Origin of the sequence: Anabaena sp. PCC 7938, from assembly GCF_049315035.1 — a bacterium.
GTDB classification, from domain to species: domain Bacteria; phylum Cyanobacteriota; class Cyanobacteriia; order Cyanobacteriales; family Nostocaceae; genus Anabaena; species Anabaena cylindrica.
The window spans coordinates 1,401,389-1,426,012 of the sequence record NZ_CP186034.1 but is presented as its reverse complement, the minus strand read 5'-3'; the positions used below and the strand labels follow the sequence as shown (position 1 = coordinate 1,426,012).

Below are 24,624 nucleotides of genomic sequence, written 5' to 3'. Positions count from 1 at the left end.
TAAAATATTAACTAAGTCCGTTTAGCTTCACCCTGTGCAATGTTAAAATTGTTATTGGTAGTGGCTTCATAACATCTTGTGTATGTCTAACAACTCTTTACAGCCTGATTCAGATGCGCTACACCAGTCTGCTATTGATGTGATTACCCACGTCAGTAATGTGATGTCAGAAGGTTGTGCAATATTGAGAGATCATGATCGGTTGCTGGCGGAAAATCAGGGTGGGAATCGGTTGGGGGCTGAGATTAAGGCTATTGAAGAAGATATCAGCCACGTCAATGAGAAGTTAGAAAGGGTGAAGCGTAAAGAATTGACGATGACGATTGTTGCACCAACCAGTGCGGGTAAGTCTACTATTATTAATGCGATCGCAGGACAAGAAATGATACTTACAATCCAGGGATTTTTGTATTTTTCCTGCTTTTATAATTTTCTTACCAATACCGCTTGTCCAAAAGACTGGGGATGCAATTTTAAACAACATTGTTAAGTCAGTGTCAGACAACTTTTCTGAGAAAATTTCCCGTAATTTTATCGAATTTCTAAAAGTATAATTCAACACCCAAATAGTTTTTATCAAAAATGCATACAAGCTAAAATATGTCTAGAAGAGATGATTTACATTTTCCCTTACGCCGTACCCTTGAAAAAGATGGATAATTACCAGCGATCCGTTGATCTTGGTACTTGGAGAGACACTTTTAAAAGCTGATTTAGGAGCAGAAAAGCTTTTCACCGCCGAAAAAGAAGGGCATAAAATAGCCGTTGAGATCAAAGATTTTGATGCTTCTTCGGTAATCAGTGAACTGGAGAAAACAATGGGTCAACTTCAACTTTACCAATGGGCATTAGAAGAACAATAACCAGAGCGTCAATTGTTTTTAGCTATAAGTCAATCTGTGTATATTTCACAATTTCAAAGACCAATTTTTCAGATTGCTATCCAGCGCAATAAAATAAATTTATTAAGAGAACTCCATAAAAAAGATGATCCAATCTTGTGGAATGGGCATCCTGCCCGTCCTTGTATTATTAGCAGGCTTTTCGGCCTGCACCACAAGAAATTTTGGGATATTTTTTTATTTGGAAGTCTCTAATCTATTCCCCAGATCAGGAGGTAATTGTCAAATGGATAACTCACTAAAGTATGTAGACATCCTCAAAAAAACAGTACAAGATGCCACAATTGATCAACCTAGTCTGCAAGCAATCAAACTTTATCCAGTTTGTGATGCTGAGTCTGGACATTTTGTAGTTCTTGCCACAGGTCGGGATAAACATCGTTGGATGGATAATGTCATATTTCATGCGCGACTCATCGAAGAAGATAACGGCAATTCTCAAATCATCATTGAAGAAGACAACTTTGAAGAAGGATTAGTTGATACACTCATCGAAGCAGGAATCAAAAAAGAAGATATCGTCACCAGTTGGCAACAAGCGATCGCAGGATCTCTAAAGTAGTGTAAATCTTCTCCAAGATAGAACGCAACAACTTACTAATAATAGCGAACTGCTTGCAGCAGTGCTTACGCGATCGCCTATAATACCAACTAGATAGACAACTAAATAGCTAGAATACTTTCGAGGTTATTAGGAATAGGTTAAAAATGGCAAAGCGTGGGGAAGTACTTGTAGCAATTATGCCAGCAAAATCGGACATGAAAATTGCCTGTGAGCAAAACTGGTATCGGATTCCTGCTGATCAAGTAGAACGTCTTAAACAACGTAATGTTTGGGAACCAAAATGGTTAGCCTTTTATCAGCCAAAAGTTTTTCGTGATGAGGCATTTGCCGTTAATTACTATGCTTCTATAAAGTCTATTAGTCAGACTTTCAGACATGAGCTTTTTCCTGATGAATCACCAAACTCTAAAAGTCAGAAACGTTATTACAAAATAAACATACACCCTATGGAAAAACTACCGCAGCCAATTTATAGCCGTAGGCTCAGACGTATATTGTTCATTCCTACAACTTGGGAAAAGCTAATAAATGCAGCCGAAATTAACGATCTATGGGACGAAAGCCCATTAGAAGATAAGCTTTGGGCTGAATTCAAGCGTTATTCTATAGATGCCGAGCGTCAACAGGAAGAAAAAATTAAAGATAAAACTTATCTCCTTGACTTTGCCATTTACTGTGAAAAAGGAAAAATAGATGCAGAGACAGATGGCGATACTTGGCATTCAGCCAAAGACCGTATTGCTGAGGATAATCTCAGGGATAACGATCTTGAGACTGTTGGTTGGCGAACTATTCGTTTCAATTCTAAAAAGATCCGAGAAGAAATGACTGAATATTGCATTCCTACAATTCTAGAAAACATCAAAAACCTAGGCGGATTGAAAGATGACCAAAAAAGGATGCCTCGCAAAATTGGCTTAGATGGTTCAGAACAGTTGACTCTATTTTAGAAGCATATATTATTTTCATAATATTGCTATAGATATGCGAAATCCTATCAGAACTAATTGCATTTCATTATTGATTATTGAATTGGCTGTCCCCACCATAGGCAATGCGATCGCTTCCAATCTGGGACAATCCGCCGAATATATCCATGTCCAATCAGCCAAAACCGATGAAGAAATTTATCAAACACTACTCGCCAGTGCTGCTATTCCTTTAGCCTTTAAGTCCCGTAAGGTTGATGGAAAGGATGATGTTGATGGTTGGCTGGGTGATAATGTCCCCCTCCAAGCCCTAGCAAATCGCGGCTGTACCCATGCGATCGTCATTCATTTAGGCAATGGTGAAGTTTGGAATCGTCATGATTTCCCTAACCAAACAATAATTGAAATTCGTCCAACAGAAGATATCGGTGGTAATCTGAGAGAATTACTAGATTTCAGCCCCCAACGGATTCAACTCTTGCAAAAACGGGGCTATCAAGATGCCAAACCCATTATCGATCCAATTTTACAAACACTCATGATCGAGCGATCGCGCCAAGAAAGTTTCGCGCGGCTTCAGGAAACATCACAGAGATTAAGAGACGATCCACCAATCTATTAGTTAAAACTGAATGATAAAATATTAGTACGAACCCATCATTGCTACATAGCAATTTATACAATGAATAGTTAGTGTATTAAAAAATGGCAATTTTACACGGAAATTGGGTAATAAATAATCAAAATAGCTATTTCTTTATTTGGGGAGAAATTTGGCGTTCTTCACAGGTGCAGACTGAAGTATCTGCCGAAATTCCTTTACATCCATTGGCGATGACATCCGACGAATTAAATGAATGTTTAGAACTATCTAATTTATCAATTGCTAATTTAATTCAGCCATCTCCCAATACTAAACAAAAACTTAAGAGTCAAGCAATAGCAAAAACAAAATCACCAAGTTATTCACAAATAGTTTCTTTACCAACTGATTTTTTAGCAACCAATAAATCAAAACTTACAGCAATTTCTCCGATCTATTCTGTTGGTGTGGGCATAGATTTTTTGTCTTCACAACATTTACAACCTTGGCAAATTAATGGTTTCTGTCTCAATTCTACTACAGCAATTAAATTCCTCACCTCCCTACCCTTAAGTTCCAGCGATGACAAATATGCCTTTTTGGGCGGAGATTTACGTTTTTGGGTACAAATAGCTCGTTGGAGTTTAGATTTAATCTCGCGCTGTAAGTTTTTACCCACTATTCAAAAACAATCAGATGGTTCTTTAATTGCTAAATGGCAAGTACTTTTAGATAGTGCTGTAGATGCAACTCGGTTAGAAAAATTTGCCGCTAAAATGCCCTTAGCTTGTCGCACATATCAACAAGAAGCAAGAGATATTAACTCTCACTTAGCTGTTGATATACCTATAGAACCACAAACATTAATTCTGGGATTTCTCAACAGTATAATAGATGCCCAAATCCGCGATATGGTTGGTTCTCAATCTCCCGTTGAAAATAGAGTCATGATATCTTTACCATCTGCGGTACAGCAGTGGCTACAAGCTTTAAACGGTACATCTAACATCATTAATGCTGATGCAATAGGACTAGAAAGGCTAGAATCTGCCCTGAAAGCTTGGACTCTGCCATTGCAATATCAATTAACAGGAAAAGCTTTATTTCATACTTGTTTTCAACTACTTCCCCCAGAGACAGGAGAAACAGATTGGATCTTGGCTTATTTTCTGCAAGCAGCCGACGATTCTGAATTTTTAGTCAATGCAGCAACTATCTGGGCTAACCCAATTGAGAAATTAGTTGATCAAAATCGCACAATTGAACAACCCCAAGAAACATTTCTGCGGGGTTTAGGTTTAGCTTCTCGATTATATCCAGTTATAGCCCCTAGTTTAGAAACCGAATCTCCTCAATTTTGCCACCTCACACCCATGCAAGCTTATGAGTTTATCAAATCTGTAGCTTGGAGATTAGAAGATAGCGGTTTAGGAGTAATTTTACCACCAAGTTTAGCCAACCGTGAAGGATGGGCTAACCGTTTAGGTTTAAAAATTAATGCCGAAACACCAAAACAAAAACAAGGACGTTTAGGTTTACAAAGTCTGCTAAATTTTCAGTGGCAATTAGCAATTGGTGGACAGACAATTTCTAAAGCTGAATTTGATAAATTAGTAGCCCTAAAAAGTCCTTTAGTAGAAATTAATGGTGAATGGGTGGAATTGCGTCCCCAAGATATTAAAACAGCCCAAACCTTTTTCGCTTCTCGCAAAGACCAAATGGCACTTTCTTTAGAAGATGCTTTACGGATTAGTAATGGAGATACTCAAGTAATTGAAAAATTACCTGTTGTGAGTTTTGAAGCTTCTGGTGCATTACATGAATTGATTGGGGCATTAACCAATAATCAAGAGATAGAACCTTTACCCACACCTGCAAATTTCCGGGGACAATTACGCCCTTATCAAGAAAGAGGTGCAGCTTGGTTAGCCTTTCTGGAACGTTGGGGTTTAGGTGCTTGTTTAGCAGACGATATGGGACTGGGTAAATGCGTAGTCCCAGATACATTGGTAAATATCAATGGTCAATTGTTGACAGCAGAAAAAATTTGGAATTCTTTTGCTGGCAACACAGTTTTTGACGGTGATGGTTTTTGGTCAGAACCCAATCAAAAATTACTAGTCAATTGCATTCATGAAAAAACAGGTAAGATTATTCAAGCCTCAATCAATAAATTATATCGGCAACAAGTTCGAGAGAAATTAAAAAAAATTACATTAGAAGATGGTAGTAGTATCACTATTACTTGTCAGCATAAGTTATTGACTAATCAAGGTTGGAATAATCTTTTAAATGTGGGTGATTATGTATGTGTACCTAGTAAAATAATTTGGAATGCTAAAGAAGAGAAATATCAAAATCATAATTTAGCAATATTTATAGCTTGGCAAATTGCTGAGGGTTATGAAAATAAAAATTTGGGTAGGGTGACAATCACACAAAAAGATCCAATATTATTAGAATATTTACAAGAAATTTTTCAAGATATTGGTAGACAATTTAATTTAAAAATTAACAACCCAGCAATTTCTCAACATCGGGCAGTTTATGTCCTCAGAATTGATAGTCAAGCATATAGAAAATTTTTAGAGTCTTACGGATATAACTGGGGTAAATTATCTGCTAAAAAATCTATTCCAGATTTTATCATGCAAGCAGATTTAAAGACGGTGAGGATATTTTTACAAAATTATTTTGATGCTGAGTCTGCTGTTATTGATATTACGCGGAGTATTGAAATATCTACAGCATCATCTTTATTAATTCAGCAAATTTCTACTCTGCTGCGAAGGTTTGGAATTTGGTTAAGGATATCGTCTAAACAAAAATGTGCTACTAATGGTACTCGTATTCTACGAACCTATTTTAATGGTGTTATTGGTGGTAATTCTGCGCGTAGATTTTGGGAAGAAATTGGTTTTGGTAATTCTCAAAAACAACATAAATTAGATGTAATTTGTCAAAAAGTTAGTAATACAAATATAGAAAGTATTCCTGCCTCTGAAATTGTAGCGCAAGTTTTGAAAACAAGTGGTTTACCATTACGTCATTTGGGAATGCACAATACTGTTTATGTTAATGGTTCACAGCAATTTTCTAGAGAGAGTTTATCCCAAGTTTTAATGAGTATAAACCGGATAATTAGCAGTGAAACTCAACAACAATACCAATTATTAAAACCTTCTAAATGGACAACTAAAACTCTAGAAGCATATAGAAGCCTAGATATAGAACAACTAAAGCTAACACAGCAATACTTACAAAGATTACTTGACCAAGAAGTATATTATTGTCCAATCAAGAGTATAGAAGATGTGGAGTATGAAGGCTGGGTTTATGACTTTGAAGTGAGTGAACATCATAATTTTGTTGCTAATAATATTATCTGTCATAATACTGTCCAATTCATCGCTTTTTTACTTCACCTCAAAGAAGAAGATGCACTAGAAAATCCCACGTTGTTAGTTTGTCCCACCTCTGTTTTAGGTAATTGGGAAAAAGAAGTAAACAAATTTGCCCCCACACTTAAAGTTTTGCAATATCATGGTGATAAACGCCCCAAAGGTAAGGCATTTACAGAAATAACTAAAAAACATGATTTAGTGATTACCAGTTACGCACTTATTCAACGAGATATTAAGCAATTTCAGAGCGTTTCTTGGCAGATAATTGTTTTAGATGAAGCCCAAAATGTTAAAAATTCAGATTCCAAGCAATCCCAAGCAGTACGGCAATTAGAAACTACATTTCGTGTCGCTTTAACAGGAACACCAGTTGAAAATAGATTGCAAGAGTTATGGTCTATTTTAGATTTTCTCAATCCTGGGTATTTAGGTAATAAACAATTTTTTCAACGACGGTTTGCCATGCCAATTGAAAAGTATGGTGATACATCATCTTTAATGCAATTACGTTCATTAGTACAACCGTTTATTTTACGACGATTGAAAACTGATAAAGATATAATTCAAGACTTACCAGAAAAACAAGAAATGACGGTGTTTTGTGGACTCAGTGCTGAACAAGCGCAATTATATCAAAAATTGGTAGATGAATCGTTAGTAGAAATTGAATCTGCTGAAGGAGTACAGCGACGAGGGATGATTTTAGCTTTGTTAGTTAAACTCAAACAAATTTGTAATCATCCATCGCAATATTTGAAATTAGCAACTTTAGCAGAACATCATTCGGTTAAATTACAACGTTTGGAGGAAATGTTAGAAGAGGTTTTAGCAGAAGGAAATCGGGCATTAATTTTTACTCAATTTGCCGAATGGGGAAAATTACTAAAACCCTACTTAGAAAAACAGCTAGGTCGAGAAATATTTTTTTTATATGGTAGTACAAGTAAAAAGCAGCGGGAGGAAATGATTGACCGTTTCCAACACGATCCCCAAGGTCCACCAATTATGATTCTTTCCTTGAAAGCCGGTGGTGTGGGCTTGAATTTAACGAGAGCAAATCATGTATTTCACTTTGACAGATGGTGGAATCCAGCTGTAGAAAACCAAGCCACAGATAGAGTATTTAGAATTGGACAAACTCGGAATGTACAGGTACATAAATTTGTGTGTACTGGCACATTAGAAGAAAAAATAAATGACATGATTGAAAGTAAAAAACAACTAGCAGAACAAGTTGTTGGTGCGGGTGAAGAATGGTTAACAGAGATGGATACAGACCAACTCCGCAATTTATTGTTACTTGACCGTAATGCAGTAATTGATGAGGATGAATAATAAAGAACAATAGGGTAGTGAAAATTACTAGAATTAGATAAAAATATGAGAGAAAATATAGACCATGACCGATTGTTCAAAGAACTAATATCAACCTTTTTTATAGAATTTATAGAATTGTTCTTTCCTAAGGTTCTGGAATATATAGACCACGGATCAATTACATTCTTAGACAAAGAAATATTTACTGATGTCACCGCAGGAGACAAATATGAAACTGATCTGATAGCCAAAGTTAAATTTCTAGGTCAACCTTCTTATTTTGTGATTCACATTGAAGCCGAATCAGGTGCAAGAGCAAAATTTAATCAAAGAATGTTTCGTTATTTTGCGAGATTAGATGAAAAATTGGACTTGCCAATATATCCGATAGTTATATTTTCCTACGACTCACCCAAAACCGTAGCTGTGAATAATTATCAAATTAAATTTCCTGATTTTGAAGTGCTAAAATTTAATTATCGAGTAGTGCAACTCAATCAACTCAACTGGCGAGATTTTTTAATTCGTTCAAACCCAGTTGCATCGGCTTTGATGTCAAAAATGAAGATAGCACCAGAAGATAGGCCAAAAGTCAAAGCAGAATGTTTAAGGTTATTAGTCACTTTAAAATTAAATCCAGCCAAAATGCAGTTGATATCTGGGTTCATTGACACATATTTGAGATTGAATAAAATAGAAGAAGAAAAATTTAAAGCAGAAATAGGTACATTAATCAAAGAAGAGAAGGAGGAAGTTATGCAAATTGTCACCAGTTGGATGGAAGAAGGAATTGAAAGGGGAATTGAAAGAGGAATTGAAAGAGGAATTGAAAGAGGAATTGAAAGAGAGAAAAAATTAATTATTCGTTTAATTAATAGGAAGCTTGGACAAATTGATCTAGAGTTAGAAACCAAAATTAGAAGTTTAAATATAGAAATCATTGAAGCTTTGGGAGAAGCAATATTTGATTTAGATAATTTAGAAGATTTGCAAAATTGGTTAGACAACGTTTGATACAGGAATCTTAAATAATATGTGATACGTAGAAAATTGTAACTAGGGTGGGTATTGCCCGGAATAATACTTTTTTATAAGCCAAAATCATGATATTTGTGCATTAGTTATGACTAACGATACCCTACAAGCAAGTAGAGAATGGTGGTCACAAAGGTGGCTTGATTTACTAGATTCCTATCGCTTTAAAAAGCGTTTAGAACGGGCGAGAAACTATTCTAGACAAGGCAATGTTTTAAGTATTGAGTTTAAAGGAGCAAAGGTATTAGCCAAAGTACAAGGTAGTGAAATTGAACCTTATAAAGTTTCTCTTTCTCTTGACTCTTTCACTGATGAAGAATGGGGTTATGTGATTGAAACTATGTCCCAAAAAGCTAGTTATGCGGCTAAGTTACTAGCGGGAGAAATGCCACAAAATATAGAAGATGTGTTTACCGGTAATGGGCTGTCATTATTTCCTTTTACTCTAGGAGACGTTCATGGTAAATGTTCTTGTCCTGATAAAGCAGTACCTTGCAAACATATAGGTGCTGTATATTATCAGTTGGGCGATCGCTTTAGTGAAGATCCTTTTGTTTTATTTCAGCTACGAGGACGTACTAAAGAACAAATTATTAGCGATTTACGACAGTTACGGAGTAAGAAATCTGGACTCAAATTGGAGGAAGCATCGTTAAAACAGGAAAAATCTACATCTAAACAGGCAAATATTAATTCTCAATCTTCCATCAATCTAGATAGTTGTTGGCAATATAATGAACCATTAGAATCTTCTTTAGTAGTCATTGTGCCTTCAGTTAATGAGACAATATTAGATGTTTTAGGTACAATTCCCCTAGCTAAAAATGAGGAAGGTTTAGTAAATTCATCAGCCGGTGATGTCGCTATGAATTATTTGCAAACAGTTTACAAAGATGTTAGTCAGAAGGCTGTTTTAGTAGCGATGAATGTAGGTGGGTGAATTACCGCAGCAGTTAGCAGTCAGGAGGTCAGTATTGCAATACGCCAATACACCAGCAAAAACCTACTGGTGAATGTATTGTTCACGGTTATTTTTTACCTCATTTAGCTGCAATAAGCTAAGTAGAGTAATGTAAATAATTAAAGGTTTGTAGTGAGGTCTTTAGACCTCAACGTAGAGCTGTAGCCCTCACTAAGAGTGAATTTCAAACCTTGTTACTTTACTTAACATAGTTTGATTTATTTTTGTCTACCTACTTGTATTTCAACGTTGCTAAGTGCAAAGTGTCCATCGCGTTGATTTACTGAGAATAAGAGTTTGAAAGCTGATAATTCACAATGGAGTTTTTTTTGGTAAAGTTAATAACAAGATTACTACTTGCCAGCCTGTAATCAAGGTGCTTTAATAGCTAGGCGCTGCGTAGGAATAGCATCCCGCTAAAGTTTCCAATCTGTACAATATTTATAAAATATACTTTATAAAATTTACAGTTACTCATGTTCATAAAGTTACAAACTCAAAACATTTAGACTGACAGGTAAGAAAAGCCATTACCATACTCCTGACACTAAGATTATATCAACCGCTGAAGAGGAATATATATGGAACCAATCATTGCTATAGTTTTAGCGCTTATAGGTTACGCCTTAGGATCTGCAAAAATAATTAATGAAGGGAATGAAGCCCTTGTAGAACGGATGGGGCGGTATCATCGGAAACTTACACCTGGACTTAACTTCATAGTTCCCTTCCTTGACCAAATTGTCATGGAGGATACAACACGGGAACAGGTTTTAGATATTAAACCTCAAAATGTGATCACCAGAGATAACATTTACTTAGAAATTGATGCAGTTGTTTACTGGCGCATTACTGAGATAGAAAAAAGCTTTTATGAAATTGATGATCTCCAACAGGCACTGTCAAACTTGACTACAACTACGCTGAGAGAAATCATTGCCCAGAATAGCTTAGATGCAGCCAATATGTCTAGAGCTGATATGGACAGAAGCATATTAGATCTATTGAACCCAATTACAAAAGATTGGGGAGTTAATATTATTCGTTTAGACATTCAAAGAATTACGCCGCCAGAAAGTGTAAGAAAGTCAATGGAAGATGAACGGGCTGCGGAAATAAAAAAACGGGCGGTGATTACCGAAGCGGAAGGGGAACGACAAGCAGCGGTTAAAAAAGCAGAAGGAACTAAGACTTCGATTGAGATCATTTCTGAAGTTTTACGTTCCCATCCTGAAAGCAGGGATATTTTACGGTATCTTGTAGCTCAAGATTATGTACAAGCCAGCCAAAAACTTAGTGAAAGCAATAACGCTAAAATTGTTTTTGTAGATCCAGCTAACTCCACAGATATGTTTCAGGAATTGATTGCTGAATCAGTTACTAAAGAAGAACCGAAAACAACTTCCGGTAACGGTAATGGTGCTGGTTAATATAGCGGATTTCGCTGTTAGGAAATACATATCGTGCGGGCAAGATGCCCGCACCACAAGAGTTTTACTGTTTTTTGACTGAGCTTTAAACTCAGAACTAAAGTTTCTTATCTGTTCCCTTTTTTGTAACTTATGCTGACTGTCGATAGATAGCATCAGCAACTAGGGAGACATCGCGCATTTCTGAAACATCATGAATGCGGAGGATGTCAGCACCATTAAAAATAGCGGCACAACAAGCTGCTGCTGTTCCCCAAACTCTGGCTTTTGGATCTGCTTGGTTTAAAATGTTGCCTATAAAACTTTTACGGGAAGCTCCTACCAGTATTGGACAATTCAGCATTTTTAATGATGGTAAACGGCGAAAAATTTCTAAATTTTGTTCATAGTTTTTAGCAAAGCCAATACCAGGATCAATAATGATTTTATTTTCTTTAATCCCCGCAGCCATTGCGGCTTTTTTTTGCTGAGATAAAAAACTATAAATATCCTGTATTAAATTCTGATAATTAGTTTGTTGTTGCATTGTTTGAGGAGTTCCCTGGATGTGCATTAAGATTATTGGCACATCTAAATTAGATGCTGTTTCTAGCATTTCTGGGTCAAATGTACCGCCAGAAATATCATTGACGATATCAGCCCCGGCTTTTACAGCAGCTTTAGCTACTTCGGATCTAGTTGTATCTACAGAAATTGGAATTGGAATTTCTGGTCGGATGACTTGTAAAACTGATAATACCCGGTCAAGTTCTTCTGTGAGGGTGATTTGTTCTGCACCTGGACGAGTTGATTGACCGCCGATATCAATCATATCAGCGCCAGCAGTTACCATTGCTTGGGCTTGGGTTAAAGCGGCTGAAGTTGTGTTAAATAGACCACCATCACTAAAGCTATCAGGGGTGACATTTAAAATTCCCATTAAATAAGTGCGCTGTCCCCAGGTGAAACAGCGTTCTCGAATAGTTAATTGCTTTGACATAAGTTCCATACCGCCCCGGAATGAATTCCGAGGCTAATAGCAAAAATCCGTTTTAGAGGACTCAATTGATTTGTCAACAAGTTGTAAATGGCGTTCTACTGATAATTAACAATCCTGGCAAAACTATCAGCTTCTAGACTCGCACCTCCGACGAGAGCGCCGTCAATTTCTGGTTGAGCCATGATCTCATCAATATTATTGGGCTTCACTGAGCCACCATATTGAATTGAGACGTTGGGATTAGTTAATTGAGAGCGAATTAAGCCAATTACCCGATTCGCTTCTTTGGTTTCACAGGTGTCACCGGTTCCTATCGCCCAAATTGGTTCATAAGCAATAACCAAATTATTTTGGTCAACATTGACTAAGTCTTTTTCTAGCTGGGAGATAATCAGGTTTTCGGTTTCTCCTGCATCTCGTTGTTGTTTGGTTTCACCAACACAGAGAATGGGGATGAGTCCATGCTTTTGGGCTGTTTGGAGACGGAGGTTAACGGTTGCGTCTGTTTCGCCAAAATATTGCCGTCTTTCGCTATGACCAACGATGACATAGCGGACACCAATTTCTGTGAGCATGGGAGCAGCAATTTCACCTGTGTAGGCTCCATTTTCTTCCCAATGGACGTTTTGTGCGCCCAGTTGGATCAGGCTACCGTGCAAATATTTGGACATGACGCTTAGGTCAGTGAAGGGAGGACACAGTACTACTTCTCGTTCTGAGGGTGTTTCCTCCAGGTGGGGCAGAAATCCGCGTAAAAATTCTTCGGACTCTGACCGGGTTTTGAACATTTTCCAGTTACCGGCTATGACGATTTTTCGCACAGGTGATTTTGTCAAGATGCTAACGCTACTAGATGCATTTTTCACTGTACTACTTTTTCGGACATTCCTTGCTTACAGGGAGGGGAAAGTGCTGTGGTTTGGCGATCGCTTAACCTTAAAAATGCGTTAATGCTTGACCTACTGGAGGTGATTGCGCTTCTTGGCCTTAATTCTCAACGTGATCGCATAAGTCCTGTCTAAAATTAGCTAAGTTATATTGTGGAACAAATTGATTTCGCTTAAGATCAACAAAATAAGGTGGGGTACATTTCATTAACCCACCCTACAGGATCTGATTTTTTAGAAAAATTGGGGATCTAATAGCGAGCAACCTCACCTAAACCTTGCTCATTACCTGAAAAGCCGAAATATATGTGATCTCAATACTTTCCCCATAAAGCTCATTCATCTTTTCTCGTAAACCAGTAAATAAAGCATCCCGAATTGTAGCTTCTAACTTTAAATATGGTGAAAGAGTACCTAACAGCAGTAAATAATCATCAACACTATAAGTTACTTGACAGATAAAATGATCAGATACTAAATCTTTAAATTTACCGGAAGCTAGGGCTTTTTCTCCGAAAGATTTAACTATTTTTTCTTGCGTTGTTATATCTTCATATCTTGCTGAAGATGGAGCATGAATTTTATAAACTTGATACAAAGTTTGGTATACTTCATAATTAGGTTGAGGTGTCATATTCCACAACAAAATTAAAGCACCGTCATCTTCTAAGGCATCGGCAGTTTTTGTATAAGCTGTTTCAGGGTTCATCCAATGAAAAGAAGTTCCTGCTAAAACAGCATTAAATTTCTTTGGTGCTAATTTCCATTCTTCAAAAGTTGTCTGCTGAATCTCTATATTTGGATATTCTGCACAATTTTTTCTAGCAAACTGACAAGCTGCTGGGCTTGGTTCTAAACAAACCATTGGAAATCCTAGTTGAGCAAAAGATATAGTTGCATTCCCCGGACCACATCCTAGCTCAAGAATCTTGCTATCAGAAGTAAGTTTAGCAATTTCAACAGCACTTTTAATGATTGCTTGGGGATAGCGTGGTCTGACTTTATTATATGCTTCTGCGACAGGAGAATACCAGTTTTTTCTCAGTTCTAAGTCTTGGGAATATAACTTTTTAAGTTGATCTAATTTTTGCATAAATACTTAAGTAGTACTACTACAGAAGAAATTATCTATTTGAGGGAAGAAACTCTTAGAGGTGAACTATGGGAGAATAAAGGGATTTCACACACATTAAAGAATAGCTAAATATTTTGCCATGGGCGCTGATGATATGATAAGGTTTATTCTCTTTTATAGTAGTAAAATATGTATTTAGGACAATTAAACTTACACAGCACGCAGAAATAAAGATTTCTGGTTTTATAGGTTTATAAGAACGCTCCGTCTTGACTTAATTCAGCTATAAGATGCTGTATATATTCTATAGTCATTATATTGAACTCAATTGTAAGAGTAATTATCCAAAAAGCAATAAACATACCTATCTAAACAATGTTTGTACCTGCAAAAGCACACACTCAAGCTGAACTCAGATTAGCTATAGTTCGTGACCCGCTATTAGTAACGCCAGAAACAACGGTAGTGGAAGCGATCGCTCAAATGAGTGGTGTCAGATCAGTGTGTTCAGTTTCCCAAAACACTGACAGCAAACAAGAAAGCTTACTAGCAGAGGCACGTTCAAGCTGTGTTGTGGTTGTAGAAAATAATCAACCGATAGGGATTTTTACAGAAAGAGATGTGGTGCGACTCAGCGCCCAAAGACGAAAATTAAACAACCTAGCCATCCGCGATGTTATGGCTTATCCTCTTGTCACCTTGTACGAGTCGGAGTTTACTGACCTCTTTTTTGCCATTAATCTGCTTCAACACCATAAAATTCGTCATTTACCAGTGATTGATGAGCAAAATCAACTGGTGGGACTGCTAACTCATGAAAGTTTGCGGCAAAAATCACGGCCTGTGGACTTGTTGCGGCTGCGTCTTGTTAGTGAAGTGATGACAACAAAGGTGATTTGTGCTGCTCCTCATATTTCCATACTAATGATCGCTCGCTTAATGGCAGAAAACCGCATCAGTTCTGTCGTCATCGTACAAACACAGGCATCCCTAATTATTCCTATCGGTATTGTCACTGAGCGTGATATTGTCCAGTTTCAAGCCTTAGACCTGAATTTTGAAACTTGTCTCGCAGAGGCTGTCATGAGTACGCCGATTTTCTGTGTCAATGCCGATGAATCTCTGTGGAACGTACAGCAGATCATGGAGCAGCGATTGATTCAGCGTTTAGCGGTGACAGGAACAAACGGAGAATTGTTAGGCATCGTTACCCAAAGCAGTATATTACAAGTTCTTAATCCCTTAGAGTTATATAAATTAACAGAACTTTTAGAAAAAAAAGTATCGCAATTAGAAGCCGAGAAAATAGAACTGCTAGAAAATCGCACCGTTGAACTAGAAGAGGAAGTAGGTGAGCGCACCATTGCACTCAGAAAAAAAATAGTGCGCGAACAGTTAATTACTAAAATTGCTGCTCAAATTCGGTCATCTTTAAATTTACAAGATATTCTCAATACCACAGTTGCAGAAATGCGATCGCTCTTGCAATGCGATCGCGTCATTATTTACCAGTTCCGTCCTGACTTTAGCGGTACAGTTATCGCCGAATCCATAGTTGCAAATGGAGTGTCTATCCTCCATGATGAGCCTCAAGATCCCTGTATTACCCCAGAATGGCTTGAACCTTACCGTCAAGGTCAGATTCGGGTTATTAATGATATCCATTCCGAATCCATGAGTGATTGCTATCAGGATATGCTCATTGAGTTGGATATTCGGGCCAAATTAATGGTTCCTATCGTCATAGCAGAACAGCTTTGGGGATTGATATTAACAAGTTACCGCGATCAGTCCCACAATTGGGAACTTGAGGAAATCGAACTGGTGCGGCAACTGTCGATTCAACTTTCAGTTGCCATTCAACAGGCACAGACCCACCAACAGTTATATCAACTCAATCAAGAATTAGAAAATCAAATTCAAGAGCGTACTAAAGCTTTACAAGCCAGTGAAGCCAAATACCGCAATTTGGTAGAAGCAGCTACTCATGTGACTTGGTTATGCAACACAAAGGGAGAATTGATCTACCTTTCACCGCAATTTCAAGAGCTATTTGGCTGGGAAGTAGAAAAATTTTATGGACAATCGTTCATATCATTAATCCATCCAGATGACCGCCCATACATGATTAGCACTTCTGAAGAGTTGGGCAAATCTGATAAGAATTTAGTAAGTGCAGAATTCCGTCATCTCCATCAAAATGGTAGCTATATTTGGGTGGAATCCAAAGCTTCAAACCTCAAAGATGCAAGTGGTGTAATCATAGGATGTCAAGGCGTACTTCTTGATATTAGCGATCGCAAGCAAGCAGAAAAAATAATTAAGCAGCAAGCAGAAAGAGAACATTTGCTCTACCAGACTACCCAACGCATTCGTCAATCCCTGGATTTGGCTACTATTTTTAATACTGCGACTCAAGAAATCCGACAATTCATGAATGCAGATCGGGTAGTAATTTTTCAATTAGATCCTGTCAGCAATTTTAATGATAGTAAATTTGTCTCTGAATCTGTAGTTGAAGGCTTTACATCTGCTCTAGCGACTAAAATTAATAACAAATGTTTTGGTGAGCAATATGCTGCTCACTATCAGCAAGGACGAATTCAAGTAGTAGACGATCTTGACAATGCTGGACTAACAGATTGTCATCGAGATGTTTTGGCACAATTTCAGGTTCGAGCTAACTTAGTTGTGCCATTGCTACAGGGAGAAAATTTGTGGGGTTTGTTGTGTATTCATCAATGTTCTGTCCCCCGTCACTGGCAAGAGTTTGAAGTTGAGCTTGTCCAACAAATAGCGCATCAATTAGCGATCGCCATTCAACAGTCTATTTTATATGAGCAAGTACAATCTGAACTGATTATTAGAAAGCAAGCTGAAGATGCGATATCACTGCAACTACAACGGCAGAAAATTATTCAAGATATCACCCAACAAATTCGTTCTACGCTAAATGTAAACCATATTCTCGCCACCGTTACCCAACAAGTTAAAGAATTAATGCAGGTAGAACGGGTGATTATCTTCCGTCTGTTTCCTAATGGCAGAAGTCAAATTGTGGAAGAAGTCGTTTCTAGCGAGTATGCAGCCCTCAAAAATTATCATTGGGAAGATGAAAAATGGTCACAAGAGATTTTAGACTGCTACTGGCAGGGAAAACCCCGGATTGTTCCTGATGTGATCAACGATATCTGGACATCTTGCTTGGTAGAATACACCACTCAAGGAAATATCCAGTCTAAAATTGTCGCTCCCATTTTGCAGGAACTTGGAGAAAACGAAACCGGACGTTGGGTAAGTTCTGAGCATAAACAGAAATTGTGGGGTGTGTTGGTTGTCCATGCTTGTAGCACAAAACGTGTTTGGGAAGAAGATGAAGCCCAATTGTTGCAACAAATAGCCAACCAATTAGCGATCGCAATTCAACAAGCGGCTCTCTTCGAGCAATTGCAACTGTCTCTAGTGCAAGAAAAAGAAGTCAGCAAAATGCGATCGCGCTTCATTACTATGGCATCCCATGAATTTCGCACACCCTTAGCCATTATTGCCTCATCTACAGGCATTTTACAAAAATTTAGAGAGCGTCTGAGCGCAGAAAAACAACAAGAACATCTGGGAACCATCCAAAAAACCATTAAGCATATCATCCAACTTCTTGACGATGTTCTCATGATTAATCGTACTGAAGCCGAGAAGATGGAATTCAAACCAGAAGCATCAGATATCATTGCTTTTTGTCATCAGATCACGCAGCAAATAGAAGCCACTAGTAACAAACACGTAATAGAATTTTCATTTACAGCCAGCAAGCCAATATTAGATAATTCTTTTATAGTACAGTTGGACAAAAAAATCCTCCAACAAATTCTCGCAAATATATTGACAAATGCTATTAAATATTCTCCTCAAACAAGTTTAATTAAATTTGATTTGACCATAGAAGATGACAAATTAATCTTTAAAATCAAAGATTCTGGTATCGGTATTCCAGAAGAATACAAAATTAATTTATTTGCACCTTTTCATCGAGCTTCTAACGTTGGCACTATTTCTGGTACAGGCTTAGGATTGTCCATAGTTAAAAAGTGTGTTGATCTGCACAAAGGGGAAATTTCCTTTGATAGTAAACTAGGACAAGGAACAACATTTACAATCATTATTCCTTACAGCAGAATTCAGGAGTCGGGAGTCAGGAGTCAGGAGTAAAACTGTCTTGGTGTCTGGCTTTTACTTTAGGTTCTGTACCTCATTGATCTGCAATCCGCTGTATTTACAGCAATGAAAAAGCTTAGTTTTATTTCTATTTTATTTTTTAAACAATAAAAATTTTTTCAATTCTTCTATTGATAAAGGGGGACTAAAAAAATATCCTTGAATTACATCACAATTATTTTGCATTAGCCAATCCAACTCATTTTTTGTTTCTACACCTTCCGCGACAATATTAAGATTAAGATTATTAGCTGTCTGAATTATACTCTTCACAAGAGCTTGTTTATTTTTAAATTGGTCAATATTAGTAATAAAATAACGATCTATTTTCAGGCTATGAAAAGAAAAATCTTGCAGATATTTAAATGATGAGTAACCTGTACCAAAATCATCAATGGAGATTTTTAGACCCTGATTGCTTAAATTATCTAACTTCTGTTTTACTAATTCAGCATTTTGAATAAATACCGATTCAGTCAGTTCTAACTCGATAGATTCAGGAGCAATTCCTATTTTTTTGATAATGCCAATGATTTTTTCACTAAAATTTTCTGTTCTGAACTGACAAGCTGATATATTGATAGCCATATTAAAATTATTAAATAATTCAGATTGCAAAATTTTAAATTCTCTACAAGCTCTTTCAATTACCCATTCTCCCAAGGGAATAATAAAACCAGATTTCTCAGCAATGGGAATAAATTCTGCTGGAGAAATTGTTCCATATTCTGGATGTTGCCAACGAATTAGTGCTTCTACACCAACAACTTCCCCTGTGGTAATATTTATTTGAGGTTGATAATAAAGCTGAAATTCATTTCTTTCTAGAGCAGGTATTAAATCAGCTTCTAAAATAACTTTTTGGCGGAAGTTATCTAGTATCTCTCGGCTATAAAAATGATATAAATTTGTGTCTTGAGGTTGATAATATTCAAGAGCAAATTCTGCATGAGTTAATAATTCACTGAGTTGTAGTCCATCATTTGGATAACAAGAAATGCCAATTTTTGCTTGAAGAAATACTTTCTGATTACTAATAAATAATGGTTCTAATAGATTATCTAAAAATTGTTGAGCGATATCAGTGATAGTCTTAATTTCTTGAATTGGTTTTAATAAAATTACTAGTTGATTGGTTTTTAACTGAGCTATTAAGTCAATCAAGTTATTCTGCAAATTTAAATCTTTTAATCTTCCAGACAATATTTTTATGAGAAAATATTGCATACTGGATTCAAAAAATAATTTATGAGGATAAATAATATCGATATCAATAAGTAGAAACGGCAGCATTTGTTGCTGGCTATAAACTTGTAAACGGTTTTTATTAAATTTATCTTCCAAACAAAGTTGATTAGGCAAACCTGTTAAGCTATCATGACGAGCTAAATATACTAGTTCAGTTTCCATCTGCTGAACCTGATTTATATAGTGTTGGGTAACAGCTTGACGTTTTTTGAGTTGCGTCTTAATTGCTTGAAGAAGTTCAGAGGCTTCAAATGGCTTGGTTAAGTAATCATCAGCACCAAGTTCCATGGCTTGACGCAGATCACATCGCTCGGCTTTAGCCGTCAAAAATATTAAAGGAATTGTGGAATTAACTGGATTTTGGCGCAATGTTTGAATTAAAGAATAGCCATCTAATTTAGGCATCATCACATCACAAATAATCAGATCAGGCTGATGCTGTTCAACCATCTGTAAACCTAGCCATCCATCCTCTGCGGTGATAGTAGAGAATCCTTCCAGGTCGAGAATTTGCTGAATAAGCTCTCGCATGAGGGGATCATCTTCAACGATCAAAATCTTGTTCATTTGCTAAAGTTTAATTAAAAGTGTCAATTTTGATTGTTTATTTAATGTTGATGATTGTTTCCTTAATAAAAAATTCTCTTTTCTATATTCGGTGAAAATGGAGAGATAGTCAACTGCTGTAATGCAGGAATTACACAGAATTATTTTTATTAAGTTTAATGAAAATTCAGTAAAATTGCAGATAAAAGGAAAAATAGAGATTATCAGTGATTAGCTAAGAATTATAGGAGTTATGCAATCAATACTCTTGTAAGGTGCGTCAGGCTTGATAATTCGGTAAAAATCTACATATTATCAACATCTGATGTACCCTACTAATAAGTCAGTTACGTAAATTATGGATTATAGTAATTTTCTCTGTTCTATGTTCTCAAACTTTTGCTAAAAGTTACTAAAATCAGAAGCGAGGTCAATCTAAAATTCATAAATTAACATGACATCAACATTACCAGAACCCCCTGCGAACGAATTACCCAACTGGGAAGAAGAATTGGACAGTGCCATTTTTACCTTTGAAGATATTCAGTCTGAACTCAACTATAAACAAGCGAAAACGGCACTGAGAAATTTAGTTAATAATCTCGACCTCACTGTCCAAGAAAAATCTGGATTGGAGGCAGAAATTGCCGACCTAGAAACCATGCTTGTAAAATTAGAAAGTATGGTGGTGCAAATTGCTGCTTTTGGGATGGTGGGACGTGGTAAGTCTTCTTTGCTTAATGCTTTAGTTGGTGAATCAGTTTTTGAAACTGGCCCTTTGCATGGTGTTACCCGTACCGAACAAAAGGTGAATTGGAGGATTACAGAAGAAACAATTGGTAAAAAGGAAAAAGCTTTGCGAGTGACTTTAGGTACTAGTAGTCAGTCCCAAGTTGAATTAATTGATACTCCTGGATTAGATGAAGTTGATGGGGAAACCCGTGCGGTTTTGGCTGAACAGATAGCAAAACAAGCAGATTTAATTTTGTTTGTGATTACTGCTGATATCACAAAAATGGAACATGAGGCACTTTCTCAATTGCGGGAAGCTGGTAAACCGATTATTTTGGTGTTTAATAAAGTTGACCAATACCCAGAAGCTGACCGGATGGCAATTTACCACAAAATCCGGGATGAGAGGGTGCGTGAATTGGTTTCACCGGATGAGATTGTGATGTCTGCGGCTTCACCTTTGGTAAAAACAGCGGTGCGTCGTGCTGATGGGACTAGGGGTGTACAGTTGCGTTCAGGTGATGCTCAAGTTGATGAATTAAAGCTGAAAATTTTAGAGATTTTACAACGTGAGGGTAAAGCTTTAGTGGCTTTAAATTCGATGCTTTATGCTGATACGGTGAATGAGCAGCTTGTGCAGCGGAAATTGATGATTCGGGAAGAGAATGCGAATCAGTTGATTTGGAAAGCGGTGATGACTAAGGCTGTTGCGATCGCTCTCAATCCTGTGACTGTAGTTGATATACTTAGTGGTGTAGTCATTGATATTGCTTTAATTCTCGGTTTATCTCAACTCTACGGCATCCCCATGACAGAAAGCGGTGCTGTACAGTTGCTACAAAAAATTGCCCTGAGTATGGGCGGTATCGGTGCCAGTGAACTACTAGCAAATTTAGGTTTGAGTGGTCTAAAAAGTTTACTGGGTATCTCTACATCAGCTACAGCCGGAATTGCCCTAGCCCCCTATATATCCGTAGCCATAACTCAAGGAGGAGTAGCTGGAGTGTCTTCCTATGGCATTGGACAAGTTACTAAAGCTTATTTAGCTAACGGGGCAACTTGGGGGGCAGAGGGACCCAAAGCAGTTGTTAGTAAAATTTTGGCAACGCTGGATGAAACTTCAATTCTCAACCGCATTAAAGATGAGTTGTTGACAAAGGTGAAAGTTAGGAGAAGCTAGATAACCCGCATTGTATTAGATTTGGAGATGCGATCGCTTCAATTAATTATGGCGTTGAAGAACTTTTTGGCTGAGTCGTTCACTTTTCATCCAAAAGATTTCTGGAAAGCTTCTGGTTTAACACGAGGCGATTCTTGTATTTCGTATAAGCAAAGTAACTAGCAATAATCATCAAAAATCCTGGAGCCGCAAGCCATAACCAGAAACCAGGAAGTAGCTTAGTTAATAGAAGATGACTATCGGGATTACTACCATTGGGTAACGCCAGCCAGTATGCTGATATTGTATTTTCCATTGAATCACTCTTTTTTTTAGCGTTTATACAAGCACCGAGATGACGAGCGAACTTAGCCAAGTGAAGAAAATATGAATTTTAGAACTCACTTTATAATGCGGTCATTGTCTTAATCAATTCTTTAGATAAATCTGCTTTCAATCTGTGGCGCTTTTTAAAAAGAATACCTGCAAGAACATAGATATTTGAAGAATAGAAAGCTTTGCGATACTTTCTTAATTCGGCTATTCTCTGTTTTACCTTGGGTTCGGAACTATAGTATCCAAAATTCATGGGTGAAGTAATAAAGTCATCAACTTGATAACCTTGAGTGATCGCATACTCAATTGTTCCGACTGGGTCAGAATAGGCGGAAATCATTAACATTGCGCTTTGGTAATTCATGGATAGGAGTCGCTTGGTTATAGATGATCCATCTGTTCCACCATGCAAAGAAGGCATATACAAATCATTACTAATCGCTGGCAAATAAGGAGGGTTAGCGATTAAAAAGTTTTCCTGGGGTTGCCAATTTCTATTAAAAAAGCAAGAGTTATGGACAATGTATTTATGCCTAAGATCATAGCTTTCAATTCGTAAATTTGCAATTTCGCAAGCGTGAACATTTAACTCATAGCCATTAATTAAGCCATTAAATTGAGTCTTTAGTAAGCTATTGATAACCGGACTACCATCCCCGGCTCCAAATTCCATAATGGAATTGAAATCATCACAGCCGTTCAAAACCATTCTCTCTAGACATTGAGAATAAAACAGTGATTCTTCAGGACAAACAAATATTTCTTTGGGTATAGAATCTGCTGGATAGGTGTTAACTACTTTTTGAGAATGTAATAAAGACTTATTCATCTAAACCTCGGTTATTACTGTTTAGTAAATGTCCATTCCAGAATCGCGACCTTTCAAAATGACGGAGATCGTAACGCTGCTGATCAATACAGTGGGTAATCTGGTACAGGAATCAAACCGGATTCCTATAGATTGCTTTATGTTTAAATTTGGATTGATTTGGCATTTTGAATGAAACCCATGACCGCAGATGCAGCGCGATCGCTAATCAGTTTCTCTTGGTCATAACCAAGTATTAATTCCCAAGCATCATAGGGGTACTTGTCTGCTAAAGGTAGAGCAACATCAGTTAACATCCACTGGCCATGTCGTTCATCTTCACGAATGTGTAACTCCCAATAACCCATAGCTGCATCGGAAAGTTGCAATCGTTTCGCTGCTTGCATATAATCTGCATAAGTTGCGGGTCCAGCTATTTCAAAATAGGTCAGCCCGCCGTTATAGCGGAGAAAATGTCGTTTTCGCTCTGTTAGTAAAAAGTTGTGATTGATACTTGCTAAAACTTGCCAAGGTACAATATCAAAATAAGCTTCTGGTTCAGTCTTTAGTCCCAATTCAGCCATCATTTGGGCAAAAAAAGTAGAGTGTTTTCGTGATAGACGACCGTTGCCATATTCTTCTAAAAGTACCCGAATTAAGGTAGCCTGAATTTCGTTACTTGCGCCTCCCAAAATACGAGAAAGACGACTAGCTTCTACTAATCCATCCAAGGAGGCAATCGCTAATAATAACCGATAGCCCTCTAAGTTCATGTCTTCTTGTAGATAACGTTTTGCTGCTGACAAGGGAGGATTTAAGTCTACATTTGCTCGTTCCTGCAAAGATTGCTTAATGTTTAAGGATTGTATTTTTTCAACATCTAATTGGGTTAATTCCCATGCTTGCCAGACTGACTCAATGCGATCGCGCACTTCTTCTACATAACTAGAACGCTCATTTGTGTACGACTGCAAATCATCATACCAAAATAATTTGAGGCGATTGATTTGATAAAGTAAGCGTTGTAAAAACCCATTTGCTAATTCAGCTTTCGAGTTTTCTGTGTATGCCTGTGTTAAGGCTAAAGAGAAAAAGTCTTCAAAATTTTTAATTAGATCAGGTTGTCTTTTCACCTGTTCGTCTAAGTTTTCTAGCATCAGCAGCCGATTAAAATGTTGCTCTGCCTCTTCATAGCTACATATTTTAACAATTGGCAATAGCATATTTACTCTGGTCTTAATTAGCATTTTTGATGGTCTCCAAGTCCTTTACAGCAGTCCCCTGAATCACTTTGCCGAAACTTTTATTTCTTAATCAGGAGCCTTTTTTCAAGGTTTTTCAGTCTTTACTTTTCATGTTAGAATAAAAAAAATACATATCATCTATAGATGGAAACAGTCTTGATTAAAATATTATCTATAATTGGACATATATTAGACATCGACCGAATTTAAATATGCTTATCCTAGAACCTTTGTAGTAGAGAATTTCCATAGAACTTCTCTACAATGTTTTC

18 protein-coding genes and 1 pseudogene are annotated in these 24,624 nt (G+C 37.1%); 12 read left to right on the top strand and 7 right to left on the bottom strand.

Annotation, left to right across the window (positions count from 1 at the left end; genetic code table 11):
* The first annotated feature begins 82 nt into the window (after positions 1 to 82).
* The 10 genes and pseudogenes from ACOWPH_RS06670 to ACOWPH_RS06625 all read left to right on the top strand — a co-directional run bounded on the left by ACOWPH_RS06670 (position 83) and on the right by ACOWPH_RS06625 (position 11,126).
* Positions 83 to 490, top strand: a complete 408-nt coding sequence (locus ACOWPH_RS06670; protein ID WP_015214641.1) for a hypothetical protein — start codon at positions 83 to 85, stop codon at positions 488 to 490.
* The gene (locus tag ACOWPH_RS06665; protein WP_368082236.1) at positions 441 to 554 is read left to right on the top strand and encodes a hypothetical protein; all 114 of its coding nucleotides are present in this window, start codon (positions 441 to 443) and stop codon (positions 552 to 554) included. Before ACOWPH_RS06670 ends, ACOWPH_RS06665 begins: the two co-directional genes overlap by 50 nt.
* A gap of 120 nt (positions 555 to 674) precedes the next feature.
* Positions 675 to 1,097: pseudogene (locus ACOWPH_RS06660) on the top strand (element excision factor XisH family protein).
* Positions 1,098 to 1,128: 31 nt separating this feature from the next.
* On the top strand, positions 1,129 to 1,464 hold the full coding sequence (locus ACOWPH_RS06655; RefSeq protein ID WP_015214640.1) for an element excision factor XisI family protein: 336 nt from the start codon (positions 1,129 to 1,131) through the stop codon (positions 1,462 to 1,464).
* Between the two features lie 146 nt (positions 1,465 to 1,610).
* A complete protein-coding gene (locus ACOWPH_RS06650; RefSeq protein WP_015214639.1) occupies positions 1,611 to 2,417 on the top strand; it encodes an endonuclease domain-containing protein in 807 nt (268 codons plus the stop codon).
* Positions 2,418 to 2,451: 34 nt separating this feature from the next.
* Positions 2,452 to 3,018: a patatin-like phospholipase family protein gene (locus ACOWPH_RS06645; protein WP_015214638.1), complete on the top strand. Its 567-nt coding sequence runs from the start codon at positions 2,452 to 2,454 to the stop codon at positions 3,016 to 3,018.
* Between the two features lie 83 nt (positions 3,019 to 3,101).
* Positions 3,102 to 7,718 (top strand): SNF2-related protein, encoded by a 4,617-nt coding sequence (locus ACOWPH_RS06640; protein ID WP_015214637.1) that lies wholly within the window; start codon positions 3,102 to 3,104, stop codon positions 7,716 to 7,718.
* 45 nt (positions 7,719 to 7,763) lie between these two features.
* Positions 7,764 to 8,714 carry a DUF4351 domain-containing protein gene (locus ACOWPH_RS06635; RefSeq protein WP_015214636.1) on the top strand — a complete coding sequence of 317 codons (951 nt, stop codon included), beginning with the start codon at positions 7,764 to 7,766 and terminating at the stop codon, positions 8,712 to 8,714.
* A 109-nt stretch (positions 8,715 to 8,823) separates the two neighbouring features.
* The gene (locus tag ACOWPH_RS06630; RefSeq protein WP_015214635.1) at positions 8,824 to 9,675 is read left to right on the top strand and encodes an SWIM zinc finger family protein; all 852 of its coding nucleotides are present in this window, start codon (positions 8,824 to 8,826) and stop codon (positions 9,673 to 9,675) included.
* Between the two features lie 602 nt (positions 9,676 to 10,277).
* Complete coding sequence (locus ACOWPH_RS06625; RefSeq protein ID WP_015214634.1) at positions 10,278 to 11,126, top strand: SPFH domain-containing protein; 849 nt, start codon at positions 10,278 to 10,280, stop codon at positions 11,124 to 11,126.
* 130 nt (positions 11,127 to 11,256) lie between these two features.
* On the opposite strand, the gene folP is transcribed toward ACOWPH_RS06625, so the two are convergent.
* From folP to ACOWPH_RS06610, 3 genes are all read right to left on the bottom strand, one after another.
* Positions 11,257 to 12,105 (bottom strand): dihydropteroate synthase, encoded by an 849-nt coding sequence (gene folP, locus ACOWPH_RS06620; RefSeq protein ID WP_042464950.1) that lies wholly within the window; start codon positions 12,103 to 12,105, stop codon positions 11,257 to 11,259.
* 95 nt (positions 12,106 to 12,200) lie between these two features.
* Positions 12,201 to 12,926, bottom strand: coding sequence for a triose-phosphate isomerase (gene tpiA, locus ACOWPH_RS06615; protein WP_042465976.1), 726 nt, complete (start codon positions 12,924 to 12,926; stop codon positions 12,201 to 12,203).
* A 337-nt stretch (positions 12,927 to 13,263) separates the two neighbouring features.
* Entirely contained in the window at positions 13,264 to 14,085 is an 822-nt protein-coding gene (locus ACOWPH_RS06610; protein ID WP_015214631.1) for a class I SAM-dependent methyltransferase, read from the bottom strand.
* A gap of 357 nt (positions 14,086 to 14,442) precedes the next feature.
* On the opposite strand from ACOWPH_RS06610, the gene ACOWPH_RS06605 reads away from it, so the two are divergent.
* Positions 14,443 to 18,273: a GAF domain-containing protein gene (locus ACOWPH_RS06605; protein WP_015214630.1), complete on the top strand. Its 3,831-nt coding sequence runs from the start codon at positions 14,443 to 14,445 to the stop codon at positions 18,271 to 18,273.
* A 99-nt stretch (positions 18,274 to 18,372) separates the two neighbouring features.
* Here the strand turns inward: ACOWPH_RS06605 and ACOWPH_RS06600 are convergent, their stop codons facing one another.
* Positions 18,373 to 20,094, bottom strand: coding sequence for an EAL domain-containing response regulator (locus ACOWPH_RS06600; protein ID WP_015214629.1), 1,722 nt, complete (start codon positions 20,092 to 20,094; stop codon positions 18,373 to 18,375).
* A 433-nt stretch (positions 20,095 to 20,527) separates the two neighbouring features.
* Here ACOWPH_RS06600 and ACOWPH_RS06595 point away from each other — a divergent pair, with 433 nt between their 5' ends.
* On the top strand, positions 20,528 to 21,985 hold the full coding sequence (locus tag ACOWPH_RS06595) for a GTP-binding protein (protein WP_015214628.1): 1,458 nt from the start codon (positions 20,528 to 20,530) through the stop codon (positions 21,983 to 21,985).
* Positions 21,986 to 22,064: 79 nt separating this feature from the next.
* Here ACOWPH_RS06595 and ACOWPH_RS06590 read toward each other — a convergent pair whose 3' ends face one another.
* The 3 genes from ACOWPH_RS06590 to ACOWPH_RS06580 form a co-directional block, all read right to left on the bottom strand.
* Positions 22,065 to 22,280, bottom strand: a complete 216-nt coding sequence (locus ACOWPH_RS06590; RefSeq protein WP_242043196.1) for a hypothetical protein — start codon at positions 22,278 to 22,280, stop codon at positions 22,065 to 22,067.
* Between the two features lie 90 nt (positions 22,281 to 22,370).
* Entirely contained in the window at positions 22,371 to 23,129 is a 759-nt protein-coding gene (locus tag ACOWPH_RS06585) for a hypothetical protein (protein ID WP_015214627.1), read from the bottom strand.
* A 143-nt stretch (positions 23,130 to 23,272) separates the two neighbouring features.
* Positions 23,273 to 24,355, bottom strand: a complete 1,083-nt coding sequence (locus ACOWPH_RS06580) for an iron-containing redox enzyme family protein (RefSeq protein WP_015214626.1) — start codon at positions 24,353 to 24,355, stop codon at positions 23,273 to 23,275.
* Positions 24,356 to 24,624 lie beyond the last annotated feature (269 nt).

What these genes read in the sequence shown, in the direction of transcription:
- ACOWPH_RS06670 (WP_015214641.1), top strand. Translation starts at nt 83, where the DNA reads ATGTCTAACAACTCTTTACAGCCTGATTCAGATGCGCTACACCAGTCT.
- ACOWPH_RS06655 (WP_015214640.1), top strand. Translation starts at nt 1,129, where the DNA reads ATGGATAACTCACTAAAGTATGTAGACATCCTCAAAAAAACAGTACAA.
- ACOWPH_RS06650 (WP_015214639.1), top strand. Translation starts at nt 1,611, where the DNA reads ATGGCAAAGCGTGGGGAAGTACTTGTAGCAATTATGCCAGCAAAATCG.
- ACOWPH_RS06645 (WP_015214638.1), top strand. Translation starts at nt 2,452, where the DNA reads ATGCGAAATCCTATCAGAACTAATTGCATTTCATTATTGATTATTGAA.
- ACOWPH_RS06640 (WP_015214637.1), top strand. Translation starts at nt 3,102, where the DNA reads ATGGCAATTTTACACGGAAATTGGGTAATAAATAATCAAAATAGCTAT.
- ACOWPH_RS06635 (WP_015214636.1), top strand. Translation starts at nt 7,764, where the DNA reads ATGAGAGAAAATATAGACCATGACCGATTGTTCAAAGAACTAATATCA.
- ACOWPH_RS06630 (WP_015214635.1), top strand. Translation starts at nt 8,824, where the DNA reads ATGACTAACGATACCCTACAAGCAAGTAGAGAATGGTGGTCACAAAGG.
- ACOWPH_RS06625 (WP_015214634.1), top strand. Translation starts at nt 10,278, where the DNA reads ATGGAACCAATCATTGCTATAGTTTTAGCGCTTATAGGTTACGCCTTA.
- folP (WP_042464950.1), bottom strand. Translation starts at nt 12,105, where the DNA reads ATGTCAAAGCAATTAACTATTCGAGAACGCTGTTTCACCTGGGGACAG.
- ACOWPH_RS06610 (WP_015214631.1), bottom strand. Translation starts at nt 14,085, where the DNA reads ATGCAAAAATTAGATCAACTTAAAAAGTTATATTCCCAAGACTTAGAA.
- ACOWPH_RS06605 (WP_015214630.1), top strand. Translation starts at nt 14,443, where the DNA reads ATGTTTGTACCTGCAAAAGCACACACTCAAGCTGAACTCAGATTAGCT.
- ACOWPH_RS06600 (WP_015214629.1), bottom strand. Translation starts at nt 20,094, where the DNA reads ATGAACAAGATTTTGATCGTTGAAGATGATCCCCTCATGCGAGAGCTT.
- ACOWPH_RS06595 (WP_015214628.1), top strand. Translation starts at nt 20,528, where the DNA reads ATGACATCAACATTACCAGAACCCCCTGCGAACGAATTACCCAACTGG.
- ACOWPH_RS06590 (WP_242043196.1), bottom strand. Translation starts at nt 22,280, where the DNA reads ATGGAAAATACAATATCAGCATACTGGCTGGCGTTACCCAATGGTAGT.
- ACOWPH_RS06585 (WP_015214627.1), bottom strand. Translation starts at nt 23,129, where the DNA reads ATGAATAAGTCTTTATTACATTCTCAAAAAGTAGTTAACACCTATCCA.
- ACOWPH_RS06580 (WP_015214626.1), bottom strand. Translation starts at nt 24,355, where the DNA reads ATGCTAATTAAGACCAGAGTAAATATGCTATTGCCAATTGTTAAAATA.